We start from the raw sequence: 13405 nt of genomic DNA on the forward strand, positions 1-13405 counted from the left end.
GGGTCAAATCACTTTCCCTCTCGGGATGCACCACCCCTGTGGGTGAAGAACATTTGCCCGTCGCGGCAAAACGCTCGCCTCAGCTTTTCTTATGACGCTTGCGTTTTGTTTAGTTTTCAAGGAGCTTGTTTACCTTTCACACTTTTCTTATTATACATATCATTTACTTTGCTGTCAACACACCTTTTATCAACAGCGACATTCATTATTCTAATGCATTATCATATAAAAGTCAATAGATTTTAAACAAAAAATAAAAGGCATCTTGAATCATGATGCCTACAAAATATATTGGTCAATCACAATTAACGCTGCCGCTCCAGGGAGGCCAAGAAATCCGCAAACGATTGAGGTGACGAGGTTAATCGGAATATGGATGTTAAAATGCCCGCCGATGGCGTTGATGACAAACAGCGCGAGCGCCCCGACGATCAGACGGATAGCAGCGTAGCCAATCAGACGAAGCGCTTTGAGGCGGGCGCCGACAATCAGCAAAACGGCGATAAGCGCCAGCAACACGGTAATGACGACTTTCGGCTCCAACGTTTGAACCCCCTTTTTGCATGCTCGTACTACCAACGTATGAGAAACAGGGGAAAAAAGAACAAAAAAATAAGGAAGTTAACGCACTTCCTTAAGTGTGATGCGGCGGTGCTTCGCTTCGCGGAGGAGGAAAAAATATTTGGCCTCAGCGAGTTGCAATGCGCTCAGCACCTCCAGAGACGGATCGACACTTTTTTCAATGAGTTGTTTCTGCTCAAGCCATTCAGTTCTAGCCTTTTGCAGTTCAGCCATTAACTTTTCATCAAATTGTCTCTTTAGTTTCCCCTTTCGCCGCCATAACAAACCGATCCCCACCTTCTTTCTCTCTATAGCTCACGGCGTCCTTCCAACGCCTTTGATAACGTCACTTCGTCCGCATACTCCAGGTCGCCGCCGACCGGCAAGCCATGGGCGATGCGGGTGACTTTGATTCCTGTCGGCTTCAACAGGCGGGAGATGTACATCGCCGTTGCCTCTCCCTCAATGTTCGGGTCGGTCGCTAAAATGACTTCTTGGATCGTCTCATCTTGCAATCGCGTGAGCAGCTCGGCGATTTTAATATCTTCCGGGCCGATGCCTTCCATCGGCGAGATGGCCCCGTGCAACACGTGATACAGTCCGTTGTATTCTTTCATCCTCTCCATGGCGATGACATCTTTCGGATCCTGAACAACGCAAATCGTCGTTCGGTCGCGCCGCTCGTCTTTGCAGATGTAGCAAGGGTCTGTATCTGTAATATGCCCGCAAATCGTGCAATAATGAATATGCCGCTTGACATCAACGAGCGCTTTGGCAAACGCAAGCACGGTGTCTTCTTTCATCGCCAGCACATGAAATGCAAGGCGGGCAGCCGTTTTTGGGCCGATGCCGGGCAGTTTCATAAAGCTGTCAATCAACTTCGATAACGGTTCTGGATAATGCATACGTTCCCCCTAGAACAACCCTGGAATGTTAAGTCCTTTCGTAAACTGCCCCATCATTTCATTAGCCAACTCATCCGCTTTTTTCAACGCATCGTTTGTCGCCGCCAAAATCAAATCTTGCAGCATTTCAATATCGTCTGGGTCGACGACTTCCTCTTTAATTTTAACTTCCAAAATTTGTTTATGACCATTAGCGACAACGGTCACCATGCCGCCGCCCGCCGTGCCTTCCACCGTTTTTTCCGCCAGCTCTTCCTGCGCTTTTTGCATTTCTTTTTGCATTTTTTGCATTTGTTTTAACATTTTTTGCATATTTCCCATTCCGCCACGCATCATCTTGGCATCCTCCTTTAAACGGTTTATTCTTTGATTTCGATCAGCTCTTCGCCAAACAGCCGCTTCGCTTCGGCGATGAACGGATCTTCTTCGCTTTTTTCCGCCTTTGCGTCCTTATTCCGGATGAACTCTTCTCTTATTTTTCCCCATTCCTCCTCCGGAATGGCTACCATTTCAAAGCGGCGGTTTGTCAGCTCAAATAAAATCGCTTCGACGTTTTCTTTGACCGAGCTTGTGGGATCGGTCGCCATTTTGCAGTGGATTTCGTATTTGAATTTTAACACAAACGCTGAGGCGCTCGCTGCAACCGGCTCGCTCTCTTGCAACAAGGCGGCATGCGACACTTTATGCTGTCGTTTCAACGTATCGAGTACATCCGCCCAGCATCCTTTTACCAAAGCCAAATCTTCATGCGTCGCCTGTTTCAACAACTCGTAAATGCGGCCGATCGGCGCTTTATATCCCCCCGTTTTTGTCGATTTGGGCGATTTTTTCACCGGCGCGGCGGCCGACGGAAGGGCAGGCGGTTGTTCCTTCAGGCGCCGCAATTCCGCCTCCAGCGTTTCGATCCGCTTTACCAACGGTTCCAACTCGGAAGCGGACAGCGACGGCGCGGCGGCTGATGGGTGGCAAAGCCTCACAAGCGCCACTTCCAACAGAAGGCGCGGATGGTTTGTCCACTTCATCTCTTGCTGGCTTTTGTTCAGCAACTCGATGGCCTCGTATAAATGGGAAACCGGGATCATTTCCGACAGTGAAGTGAACGCTTCGTCAACAACAGCAATTTGAATCGCTCCCTCCACATAGGGAGCGGTTTTGTACAGCAATAAATCGCGATAGTACAAAATCAAGTCTTCAACCAAACGATGCGGATCTTTCCCTTGTGCCATCATCGTTTCCAACTGCTGAAGAACCGCCGCTGTATCTTTGCGGTGGATGGCTTCGATGAAGCTCGATAAGGCGGCAAATGATGCGGCCCCGGTCATCGCCAGCACGTCGTCGAGCTCCAGCTTTCCGTCGCTGAACGAAATGGCTTGGTCAAGCAAGCTGAGCGCATCGCGCATCCCTCCGTCTGCAGCACGGGCGATGGCGGACAATGCCTCATCGGACGCCTCGACACCTTGGGCGCTTGCTACATACTTTAGCCGTGAAACGATCGCCGGAAGCGGGATGCGGCGAAAATCGAACCGTTGACAGCGGGAAATAATCGTCGCCGGAATTTTGTGCGGCTCGGTCGTGGCCAAAATGAAAATGACGTGTTTCGGCGGCTCCTCCAACGTTTTCAACAGCGCGTTAAACGCTCCGATCGACAGCATATGCACCTCGTCGATGATGTACACTTTGTAGCGGGCCGACGTCGGCGCAAACTTCACCTTCTCACGGATATCACGAATTTCATCGACGCGGTTGTTGGAAGCAGCGTCAATTTCTAACACATCGGGAACCGTTCCATTCGTAATGCCGAGGCAAGCCGAACACTCATTGCATGGCTCCGCCGCTGGCGCCTGTTCACAGTTGACCGCCTTGGCGAATATTTTCGCTGCGCTCGTTTTTCCTGTACCGCGCGGGCCGGAAAATAAGTAAGCGTGCGATATTTTATGTTGAAGCAGGGCGCTTTGCAACGTCTTGGTCACGTGTTCCTGGCCGACCATGTCTGCAAAGCGCTGCGGCCGAAACACGCGATATAACGCTTGGTATGCCACGGAAAACGGCCCTCCTCTTTCTCTCGTCCTATCTATTATATAACTTCCGATTGTAATTTAAAATAATAAAAAACCCACTCGCCATGAGTGGGTTTTGTTTCCTTATCGCTATGTAGGGCCGTGCACCTTCTGTCGATTAGCTGCCCCGAGCGTTGCTCAAGCAGTTAGCTCAGCCCAGGCGTCCCCGCGGCACATGGGAGCATCCGCTTACTGCTGCTTCCTTCCGGACCTGACAGGGTTCACGGAATCCCATTGCGCGGGACCCAGACGTCAACACCACTTGCTTGAGACAGGCCTCGCAACAGACTAACCTCGAGAAGGAATTCAGCCTCGCTAGAGCGGATTGCGAGTACAGGGCACCGCTACCTCCCCGCTTAGCACGGCACTATCAGTATAGCTCGTTTGCGGAAAAAATGCAATGTCAATCGACGGAATTTTCGTTGGCACTCCCGCCAACATTTCTCTTCTGTTCGCGCAATCGTCGAAAAAATTGGCTCAACAGCGAACCGCACTCGTCAGCAAGCACGCCGCTTACCACCTCAGCCTGATGGTTAAATCGGCTTTCCTGCAATAAGTTCATCAATGTCCCAGCGCACCCTCCCTTTGGGTCAAACGCGCCAAACACGACCCGTTCGATGCGGGAAAGAACAATGGCGCCTGCGCACATGGCGCACGGCTCAAGCGTTACGTACAACGTCGCCCGCTCAAGCCGCCATGAACCGGTTGCCCGGCATGCTTCATCAATCGCCAAAATTTCTGCATGAGCGATGGCTCGTTGTTCCGTTTCCCGCAAATTATGAGCGCGGGCGATGACGCGGCCGTCCTGAACGATGACAGCGCCGATCGGTACTTCGCCGATCTGCTCCGCTTTTTTTGCTTCTTCCATTGCCAATCGCATGTAGTACTCGTCGTTGTTCATCGTATACCCCTTCACACAAACGGTCATTTCTCCTTTCTTTTCATCATAGAATATGGAGAATAAAGACGCAACTAGGAGGTCAAGTATGCAAATCCACGTAGTGCAGAGTGGACAAACGTTAAGTGGAATTGCTGAGGCATACGGGACCACGGCGGAAGAAATTGTCCGGGCCAACAAGCTCCCAAACCCTGATAAACTCGTTGTCGGCCAGGCGCTCGTGATCCCGATCGTCGGTCGTTTTTACTGGGTGCAACGCGGCGACACGTTATGGTCGATTGCACGCCGATTTTCGATCCCGATGCAGCGGCTTGCCGAAGTAAACCGCCTCTCCTTAAACGCTCCGCTTAAGGTTGGGCAACGACTTTATATACCGCCCGGCGCCAAGCGAAGAGCGGAGTTTAACGCCTACATTGAACCACGCGGCGCGACGGTCAGCCCAGCACTAGAGGCGAGCGCTCGCGAAGCCGCTCCGTATTTGACCTATTTGAGTCCTTTTTATTTTGCGATCCAACGCGACGCGACATTGCAAGAGCCGCCGCTTGACGACTTTCCGGCCATCGCCCGCGCCAACCGCGTCACGCTCGTTATGGTTGTCGCCAACATTGAAAACGGGCAGTTCAGCGATGAGCTCGGCGCGCTTATTTTAACAAACGAAACGCTGCAAAACCGTCTGCTCGACAACATTGTCGCGACTGCTAAACGGTATGGCTTCCGCGACATCCATTTTGATTTTGAATATTTGCGCCCGGAAGACCGTGAGGCATATAACGCGTTTTTGCGCAAAGCGAAACGGCGGTTTGAACGAGAAGGATGGATGATGTCGACCGCCTTGGCGCCGAAAACGAGCGCGACCCAGCGCGGACGTTGGTACGAAGCACACGACTACCGCGCCCATGGACAAATTGTCGACTTTGTCGTGATTATGACGTATGAATGGGGCTACAGCGGCGGGCCGCCAATGCCGGTTTCCCCGATCGGCCCTGTTCGGCGCGTCCTCGAGTACGCGACCTCAGAAATGCCGGCTGGGAAAATCTTGATGGGACAAAACTTGTATGGCTACGACTGGACGCTGCCATACGTTCCCGGGGGCCCGTACGCCCAGGCCATCAGCCCGCAGCAAGCCATCGCCCTCGCTGCAAAGTATAACGTTGCCATCGAATACGATCCGGAGGCGCAGGCACCGCATTTTCGCTATCGCGATGAAAACGGACGCGAGCATGAAGTATGGTTTGAGGACGCCCGCTCCATTCAAGCAAAATTTAATCTTGTGAAGGAACTAGGTTTGCGCGGCGTCAGCTATTGGAAACTTGGTATTGATTTTCCACAAAACTGGTTGCTGATCGCTGATCAGTTTACTGTTGTAAAAAAATAAGGGCATAAAAAAACCCGCCGGTCAATGGCGGGTTTTTTATGATGGGAAACGGCTTTCGGCGGTCAACCGTTTCAGATGACAATCTCCTCTTATGCGCGTCAGTCCTCTTCATCATCGTTTTGGCCAAGAACAAAACTTCTTGTTCCTCATTGCCAACGTCATTCACTATAACACGGCAGTCGGGAAAAGTCAACCAATGATTGACCTCAAGCACCTTTCCTCAGCGAATGACGTCCCGGTTCCCCATGTACGGACGAAGCGCTTCCGGGACGATGACCGAACCATCTTCCTGCTGGTAATTTTCCAAAATGGCGGCGACCGTCCGTCCAATGGCCAGTCCCGAACCGTTTAATGTATGCACGTACTCCGGTTTCGCTTTTGGATCGCGACGGAAGCGGATGTTGGCACGGCGCGCTTGAAACGCCTCAAAGTTGCTGCACGACGAAATTTCCCGGTACGTTCCGTAACTTGGCAGCCAAACTTCAATATCGTACGTTTTCGCCGCCGAGAATCCAAGGTCTCCGGTGCACAAGGCGACAACGCGGTACGGAAGCCCGAGCCGTTGCAAAATCGTCTCTGCCTGGCGTGTCAGCTTTTCCAATTCATCGTACGAATCCTCTGGCTTTACGAATTTTACCAGCTCGACTTTATTGAACTGATGCTGGCGGATCAACCCCCTCGTGTCGCGGCCGGCCGATCCGGCTTCCGCTCGGAAGCAGGCGCTGTAGGCCGCATAGTAAATCGGCAAATCATCGGCGGCCAAAATTTCGTCGCGGTGCAGGTTCGTCACCGGCACCTCAGCGGTCGGAATGAGGAAATAATCTTCGCTGTCCAAATGGAACGCATCCTCAGCAAATTTCGGCAACTGTCCGGTTCCGATCATGCTTGCCCGGTTCACTAAATATGGCGGCAACACCTCCTCGTAACCAAATTCATCAAGATGGATGTCAAGCATAAAATTGATGAGCGCCCGCTCAAGCCGCGCCCCTAACCCTTTGTAAAAAACAAACCGGCTTCCTGCCACTTTGGCGGCCCGCTCGAAGTCGAGCAAACCAAGTTGATCAGCGATTTCCCAATGCGGCTTCGGTTCAAAGGAAAACGAGCGCGGCTCGCCCCATCTCCGCACTTCCACATTGTCCTCTTCGGATTGACCGACCGGCACGGAATCGTGGGGCACGTTTGGAATCGACAACAACAAATCGTGGAGTTCCGCTTCAAGCTCGCGAATTTGCTCGTCCATCTGTTTAATGCGGTCGCCGACTTCGCGCATTTGGGCAATCAGCAGCTCAGCGTCCTTTTTCTCGCGCTTTAGGACAGCGATTTGTTGCGACACATCGTTGCGCTTGCTTTTCAGCTCTTCGACTTCCGCGATCAAGCGGCGGCGTTCTTTGTCGAGCTGCTCAAACCGGTCGATGTTGGCCAAGTCCCCGCCCCGCTGCATCAGCTTTTCTTTTACCTCTTGAAATTGAGTGCGCAGTAATTTTACATCCAGCATTTGTTTTACCTCCTTACCCACCATTTATTATACATAAAAACGCTCCCGTCCCAAAAAAGGGACGGGAGCGTTCCCGCGGTGCCACCCTTATTGAAGGCTAATCATGCCTTCCACTTATGCCGATAACGGCGGCAGCCGAAAACGCCTACTGACCGCTTAGGTGTTCAGCATTTTGCTCGAGGATGGATTCACAGGCGCCTCCTGCCGGTTCGCACCACCCACCGGCTCTCTGAAAGGAGGGATGCCTGCTACTAGTTCCTCTCATCGCGTTCACATGATTACAGGCTTGATACCGTTTTTGCTTCCTTGACCATATTTAAGAAGTATTGCATGAACCGATGGTCATCGGTCAGTTCGGGATGGAACGAGCAGCCAAGAAATTGGCCTTGCCGAGCCGCGACAATGCGGTCGTTGTATGTCGCGAGGACATCGACCCCGTCTCCGACCTCGACGATGTGCGGCGCACGGATGAAGACGCCGACGAACCCGTCGCCGACCCCTTTAATCGACAGCTCCGCTTCAAAGCTTTCCCGCTGCCGTCCGAACGAGTTCCGCTCCACCGTAATGTCCATCAAACCTAAGTGCGGCTCGTCGTAACCGACGATTCGTTTCGCCAGCAAAATGAGCCCCGCGCACGTGCCGAACATCGGCTTGCCGTCGGCGGCAAATTGCTTCAGCGGCTCCATGAGGCCATACCGGTCAATCAGGCGTCGCATCGTCGTGCTTTCGCCGCCTGGCAGCACAAGCCCATCGAGTTCAGCGAGCTGCTCCGGCTTTTTCACGACAGCCGCCTCGGCGCCGCACGCCTCAATGGCGCGAACATGCTCCCGCACAGCTCCTTGCAGTCCCAGTACACCGATTTTCATCGTTGTTTTGCTCCTTTATCTAAATTACCAGCCGCGTTCTTGCATCCGATGCTCCGGAAGCAATGTCGCGACATCGATGCCGCGCATTGCGCCGCCCAGTCCTTTCGACAAATGGGCAATCAGCTCATAGTCTTCATAATGGGTCGTCGCCTCTACAATCGCGCGCGCGTATTTTTCCGGATTTTCCGATTTGAAAATGCCCGATCCAACGAAGACGCCGTCCGCGCCCAGATGCATCATCAAAGCTGCGTCAGCCGGTGTCGCGACACCGCCGGCGGCAAAGTTGACAACCGGTAGGCGGCCAAGCCGCTTGATCTCACGCAACACCTCAACCGGAGCCCCGAGCTGTTTCGCCTCAGCGACAAGCTCATCTTCGCTCATGTTGACGACTTTGCGAATTTGCGCGTTCACTTTGCGCATATGGCGCACGGCCTCAACAATGTTGCCTGTCCCCGGCTCTCCTTTCGTCCGCAGCATCGACGCCCCTTCTGCAATGCGACGCGCCGCTTCCCCTAAGTCGCGGCAACCGCACACAAACGGAACGGTAAACTGCCGTTTGTCAATATGGAATTCTTCATCAGCCGGCGTTAATACTTCGCTTTCGTCAATGTAGTCGACGCCAAGCGCTTCTAAAACACGCGCCTCAACATAGTGGCCGATACGCACTTTTGCCATGACTGGGATCGAAACGGCGTTCATCACTTCTTCGATCACCGTCGGGTCAGCCATGCGCGCGACACCGCCAGCGGCGCGAATGTCCGCCGGGACGCGCTCGAGCGCCATAACCGCGACAGCCCCTGCCGCTTCAGCGATTTTCGCCTGTTCTGCATTCACGACGTCCATGATGACGCCGCCTTTTTGCATTTCCGCCATGCCGCGTTTGACGCGGTCCGTCCCTGTCAATGCCAACGTTGATTCCCCCTATTCCTATCTTGATAGTGGACAACATTTGTACAAGATGATCATTGCGATTCTGTTTTATTTTACCTCAATTTTTACAAAAATCACAATGGAAAAAAGCTCCCCATCTAGGAAAGTCGATTCTACAGCCAGCTTTTCACCGTTTTGGCGACGCTTGTCCATAAATCAACAAACAATCCGCCGACCGCGCGCATCGAAAGAACAAACCAATTGGCTTTTTCAACTTCAGCTGTTGTGACAAGCGGCACACGGATGTTTTTTTGCATGTCTGGGCTTAAGAAGGCAAGGGAGTCGTCCCCTTTATACTCGAGCGTCATATATCCAACCGTTTCCCCTTTCTTCAAAGGGGCGACTAGTTTTCCTTCTTTTGTCATTTTTTTCTTATCCAACACATATACAGGTTTGTATTGTTTTTCCTCACCGTTTTTCACAAGAAGCTCCAGATTCTTTCCTGTCGCGACACGAACCTCTTTTTCTTTCCCTTTCACGACCGGAAGTGTTTCTTTTCCTTTCAGCTGGTACCCTTTCGGATAAAGCGTCTCGAGGGAGTATTGGTTGAATCCATAGTTAAATAGTTTTTCTGTCTCTTTAAAGCGCGCCTCTTTTGTTGTTTTCCCGCTCGCATCTTTCGCGTTCATGACAACTGAAATCAAGCGGACGCCGTTTCGTTTCGCCGTCCCGGTAAAACAGTTGCCGGCAAATTCCGTGTAGCCGGTTTTCAACCCGTCTACGCCTTCATATCCGTACACAAGCCCAGGCAGCATCCAATTCCAGTTGTCCATTTTGATCTCATCGTTCGTTCCTTCTCGGAACATTTTATGAGGAATGCTTGCCGTCTTCAGCACCTCGGGGTGATCTTTCAGCAATCGGTAGGCAAGCATCGCCATCGATCGTGCGGACATGACGTTTTCCTCGTTTGTGCTTGTCCCTTCCGGATGAAATCCTTTTAAATCCTCATTGCTTAACCCAGTTGCGTTGACAAATTTATAATCTTTCAGTCCGAGTTCCTTCGCTTTGTCGTTCATCATTTTTACAAAATTTTTCTCTGACCCAGCGATGATCTCAGCAATCGCGACCGTTGCCCCGTTCGCCGAATAAATGGCCATAGCCTCGTACAGTTCGCGCACCGTATATTTGCCATCTTTGCGCAACGGGACATTGGACAACGCCCGGTCTTGCGACAGCCGGTACACGTAATCGCTTGGCGTGTACGTTTGATCCCATTTGACGCGCTTCGCCTTAATGGCGTCAAGAAGCAAATACTCGGTCATCATTTTCGTCATGCTGGCAATCCCGAGCACGGTATCAATATTTTTTTCATACAAAATTCTTCCCGTTTGCGCATCCACTAAAATCGCCGCATCCGCCCGGATGTCAAGCGGGGCGCTCTCCGCTTTCACCGTCTGTTGAAACGGCCCAAACGTCAAACAAAGGCAAATCGACAGCAACCAAAACAACCAGTTTTGTTTTCTCCTCCTCACAATGACACCCTCCTCACACAACCGTTATTGTAACATACCGCCGGCCAAAAAAATAGACGGAGGACATGTCTCCGTCAAAATTGAACCAATGGGCGCAACTCCGATCAAAACGCAGAGTAGTTCGGTGCTTCCTTCGTAATTTGCACGTCATGCGGATGGCTTTCACGAAGCCCCGCGCTCGTCATGCGGATAAACTGCGTTTTTTCGCGCAGCTCTTCCAAATTGCGTGTTCCACAATAGCCCATGCCGGCACGAAGCCCGCCAACGAGCTGATAAATAGTGTCAGCAAGCGGTCCTTTGTACGGCACTCGCCCTTCGATGCCTTCTGGAACGAACTTTTTCGCATCCTCTTGGAAATAGCGGTCTTTGCTGCCGCGTTCCATGGCTGCGACCGATCCCATGCCCCGGTACACCTTAAAGCGGCGGCCTTGGTAAATTTCTGTCTCACCTGGGCTCTCGGAGACGCCAGCGAGCAAGCTGCCGAGCATCACCGCATGCGCCCCAGCCGCGATCGCTTTCACAATGTCGCCGGAGTATTTGATCCCGCCATCAGCGATAATCGGGACACCATGTTTGCGCGCTTCAGTCGCACAGTCGTAGATCGCCGTAATTTGCGGCACTCCAACCCCGGCGACAACCCGGGTCGTGCAGATGGACCCAGGACCGATTCCGACTTTGATAATGTTCGCTCCAGCCTCAATCAAGTCGCGCGTCCCTTCAGCTGTCGCGACATTGCCAGCGATGATGTTCAAGTCCGGGTATTGGCGTCGGATGTTGGCCACCGTTTCAAGGACACCTTTTGAATGGCCGTGCGCCGTATCGACGACAATGACGTCAACCCCTGCCTCAACAAGCTTTTTGACACGGATCATCGTGTCCGCCGTCACCCCGACGGCCGCTCCGACGATCAGACGCCCCTTCGCGTCCTTCGCTGAATTCGGAAACTCAATGACCTTTTCGATATCCTTGATCGTAATTAATCCTTTCAACACGCCGTTTTCATCAACAAGAGGCAGTTTTTCGACCTTGTGTCGTTGCAAAATTTTCTCTGCTTCCTCCAACGTTGTCCCCACTGGAGCAGTGATCAAGTTTTCCTTCGTCATTACCTCGGAAATTTTAATCGAATAGTCTTGAATGAAACGTAGGTCACGGTTCGTAATAATGCCGACCAATTTTTGCTCCTCGGGGTTGTTGACGATCGGCACCCCCGAGATCCGATATTTGCTCATTAAATGTTCCGCATCATACACTTGATGATCCGGCGTTAGGAAAAACGGATCCGTAATGACGCCTCGTTCCGACCGTTTCACCTTGTCAACCTGCTCAGCTTGCTGTTCGATCGACATATTTTTGTGGATGATGCCAAGGCCTCCCTGACGCGCCATCGCAATCGCCATCTCCGCTTCGGTGACCGTATCCATCCCGGCGCTGAGAATCGGGATGTTCAACTGCAGCGTATCGCTCAACTTGGTCGTTACATCAACATCGCGCGGCAATACATCCGACTTTGCTGGGATGAGAAGAACATCATCAAACGTCAATCCTTCCTTGGCGAATTTCGCTTCCCACATGTTTTCTCCCCCTTGTCCGGAAATATTATTAGTAGCTTAACAACTGGTTAAACTACTGTCAAGGAATCGAGAAAATGTCCAACTTTTCAGTTATTTAAAAACAATTTCTATGTAAGGGGGGTAAAAATGTTCGGAAATCACGGTCAACCGTTTCACCTTTCTGTTTTCCGCTCGGCCGATACTGCGCAGGAATTTTTGCGGCAATGCTATCAACAGCTGCGGCGAGATGACGCCGTCCAACGCAGTTATGCAAACTGTTACCCATTCTTATATTACTTGGAACATGGGCAAAACTTTTACGCCGCTGCCCAACAGGCGCCGCTGTCCATCAAGCCCGTTCTCTTGTTTTACGGCATGGTGCAGCTCTTAAAAGCATGCCTTCTCACTGTCGACCCTGACTACCCAGAATCGACATCGGTCTTGGCTCATGGTGTATCAGCAAGAAAACGAAAAAAACAGGGCTACGAATTTTTAGATGATGAAGTGAAAATACAAAAAAACGGTTTATTCACACATTTTTCTGAAAAAATGTTTCATGTGAAACAAGAAGCTGGGGAAAAATTTCGCATGGGCGCGCTGTTGCAACGAATTGGCGAACTGCATGAAACGTTTTTTCTTCTAAGCGGGCGAAAAAAAATGTTATCCTTGCCTGTTGTACATACCGCTTCGCCGCCGATGCTCGCCATCCCAAAAGTGATTTTGGATCACTACCATATGTCTCTATCCCGCTTTGTCCAATATCTCCGTGAAGAAGGACAAGGAAAGCGGCTTTCGTTCGCCAAAGAAGAAGGGGAATTTCTGTATTTTCATATAGAATCGCCGCTGTCACCAGCCGGAGAGGGGCCATTTTTATTTCATCTTGACGGTACGCTCCGAATTCCTGTCAAGAAAGAAAAAACATTCTCACTTCCAGAAATACATGCCCATTACTTGTTGCTGTATAACTTGAGCATGATTTCGCGCTATGAGACGGAATGGTGGAGCGAACTTCTCCATTCTTACCCAAGCAAGGCATACACGTTTATTCTCGAGTTTCTCTCCGTGTCGGCGGAAAAAGTTCCGTTGTTGCTTAATGAATACTTAATGCGGAAATTTTTGGATTGAATCAAATCAAAAATCCCCTGCTGTGTACACAGCAGGGGATTTTCGCCTAGCAGCGACCTACTCTTGCAGGGGCGCTGGCCCCAACTACCATCGGCGCTGGAGGGCTTAACTTCCGTGTTCGGGATGGGAACGGGTGTTTCCCCTCCGCCATAGCCACTAGGCAACGATGAT

General features: G+C 51.5%; 13 protein-coding genes, 1 rRNA gene, 1 other RNA gene and 1 other annotated feature. Of the genes, 2 read left to right on the top strand and 13 right to left on the bottom strand.

Translation table 11 applies throughout. The features are described 5' to 3' along the window. Nucleotides 1-279: 279 nt before the first annotated feature. The 7 genes from ETC05_RS16975 to tadA form a co-directional block, all read right to left on the bottom strand. Nucleotides 280-543, bottom strand: coding sequence for a pro-sigmaK processing inhibitor BofA family protein (locus tag ETC05_RS16975; protein ID WP_031406364.1), 264 nt, complete (start codon nt 541-543; stop codon nt 280-282). Between the two features lie 78 nt (nt 544-621). Beyond that, nucleotides 622-846 carry a YaaL family protein gene (locus tag ETC05_RS16980; protein WP_031406366.1) on the bottom strand — a complete coding sequence of 75 codons (225 nt, stop codon included), beginning with the start codon at nt 844-846 and terminating at the stop codon, nt 622-624. Between the two features lie 23 nt (nt 847-869). Then, nucleotides 870-1466 (bottom strand): recombination mediator RecR, encoded by a 597-nt coding sequence (gene recR, locus ETC05_RS16985; protein ID WP_171661519.1) that lies wholly within the window; start codon nt 1464-1466, stop codon nt 870-872. Nucleotides 1467-1475: 9 nt separating this feature from the next. Next, on the bottom strand, nt 1476-1799 hold the full coding sequence (locus ETC05_RS16990) for a YbaB/EbfC family nucleoid-associated protein (protein WP_020279743.1): 324 nt from the start codon (nt 1797-1799) through the stop codon (nt 1476-1478). 26 nt (nt 1800-1825) lie between these two features. Further along, a complete protein-coding gene (gene dnaX / locus ETC05_RS16995) occupies nt 1826-3505 on the bottom strand; it encodes a DNA polymerase III subunit gamma/tau (RefSeq protein WP_031406372.1) in 1680 nt (559 codons plus the stop codon). Nucleotides 3506-3623: 118 nt separating this feature from the next. Continuing rightward, nucleotides 3624-3888: signal recognition particle sRNA large type (gene ffs, locus ETC05_RS17000), an RNA gene on the bottom strand. A gap of 38 nt (nt 3889-3926) precedes the next feature. Beyond that, nucleotides 3927-4424 carry a tRNA adenosine(34) deaminase TadA gene (gene tadA / locus ETC05_RS17005; RefSeq protein ID WP_031406373.1) on the bottom strand — a complete coding sequence of 166 codons (498 nt, stop codon included), beginning with the start codon at nt 4422-4424 and terminating at the stop codon, nt 3927-3929. Nucleotides 4425-4509: 85 nt separating this feature from the next. On the opposite strand from tadA, the gene ETC05_RS17010 reads away from it, so the two are divergent. Beyond that, nucleotides 4510-5796 carry a glycoside hydrolase family 18 protein gene (locus tag ETC05_RS17010; protein WP_031406376.1) on the top strand — a complete coding sequence of 429 codons (1287 nt, stop codon included), beginning with the start codon at nt 4510-4512 and terminating at the stop codon, nt 5794-5796. Nucleotides 5797-6016: 220 nt separating this feature from the next. Here the strand turns inward: ETC05_RS17010 and serS are convergent, their stop codons facing one another. From serS to guaB, 5 genes are all read right to left on the bottom strand, one after another. Next, nucleotides 6017-7291, bottom strand: coding sequence for a serine--tRNA ligase (serS, locus tag ETC05_RS17015; protein WP_171661520.1), 1275 nt, complete (start codon nt 7289-7291; stop codon nt 6017-6019). 54 nt (nt 7292-7345) lie between these two features. Beyond that, nucleotides 7346-7565, bottom strand: a binding site (T-box leader). A gap of 4 nt (nt 7566-7569) precedes the next feature. After that, on the bottom strand, nt 7570-8157 hold the full coding sequence (gene pdxT, locus ETC05_RS17020; RefSeq protein WP_171661521.1) for a pyridoxal 5'-phosphate synthase glutaminase subunit PdxT: 588 nt from the start codon (nt 8155-8157) through the stop codon (nt 7570-7572). 24 nt (nt 8158-8181) lie between these two features. Beyond that, nucleotides 8182-9066 (bottom strand): pyridoxal 5'-phosphate synthase lyase subunit PdxS, encoded by an 885-nt coding sequence (gene pdxS / locus ETC05_RS17025; protein WP_031406382.1) that lies wholly within the window; start codon nt 9064-9066, stop codon nt 8182-8184. 134 nt (nt 9067-9200) lie between these two features. Continuing rightward, nucleotides 9201-10559: a serine hydrolase gene (locus ETC05_RS17030; RefSeq protein ID WP_171661522.1), complete on the bottom strand. Its 1359-nt coding sequence runs from the start codon at nt 10557-10559 to the stop codon at nt 9201-9203. 104 nt (nt 10560-10663) lie between these two features. Beyond that, nucleotides 10664-12130, bottom strand: coding sequence for an IMP dehydrogenase (guaB, locus tag ETC05_RS17035; protein WP_011229525.1), 1467 nt, complete (start codon nt 12128-12130; stop codon nt 10664-10666). Between the two features lie 126 nt (nt 12131-12256). On the opposite strand from guaB, the gene ETC05_RS17040 reads away from it, so the two are divergent. After that, nucleotides 12257-13234, top strand: coding sequence for a YaaC family protein (locus ETC05_RS17040; protein ID WP_171661523.1), 978 nt, complete (start codon nt 12257-12259; stop codon nt 13232-13234). Between the two features lie 44 nt (nt 13235-13278). Here ETC05_RS17040 and rrf read toward each other — a convergent pair. Next, a 5S ribosomal RNA gene (gene rrf / locus ETC05_RS17045) occupies nt 13279-13395 on the bottom strand. Nucleotides 13396-13405: the final 10 nt, after the last annotated feature.

The organism is Geobacillus sp. BMUD, assembly GCF_013096845.1.
Classification (GTDB): Bacteria; Bacillota; Bacilli; order Bacillales; family Anoxybacillaceae; genus Geobacillus; species Geobacillus vulcani.